Source organism: Vibrio sp. 10N.222.46.A1 (assembly GCF_041473595.1).
Taxonomy (GTDB): Bacteria; Pseudomonadota; Gammaproteobacteria; order Enterobacterales; family Vibrionaceae; genus Vibrio; species Vibrio tasmaniensis_A.
This window is the reverse complement of sequence record NZ_JBFRSN010001098.1, coordinates 1-277: the sequence shown is the minus strand read 5'-3', so window position 1 is coordinate 277 and position 277 is coordinate 1. Positions and strand designations below refer to the sequence as shown.

The window sequence follows — 277 nt, the reverse complement described above, 5'->3', positions numbered from 1 at the left end:
ACCGACACCTGCAGCGTACCAGCGGTTAAACTCTTGCTGAGATTGGCCACTACAAATCGCGAACAGTTCATCGGTCAGCCAAAAGCCAAGTAATAGACGCCAACGAGCAGGAAGGTGGCTGATTTTGTCACGCATCGATACGCTGTATAAAAAGTGTCTTGAAGTAATAAAGAACGTGGTCAACAACATAGTCCCTAACCCAATGCCCGATTTGAACATCCCTGCTGCGACAAGTTGTGCTGAGCCGGCAAATAGAATAGCCGACATCGCTTGCGCT

At 48.7% G+C, this 277-nt stretch carries 1 protein-coding gene; it reads right to left on the bottom strand.

Features of this window, described 5'->3' with window-relative positions; all coding sequences use genetic code 11:
- The coding region (locus tag AB4496_RS24155; RefSeq protein WP_372132310.1) for an AzlC family ABC transporter permease at positions 1 to 277 on the bottom strand (277 nt) is incomplete at both ends.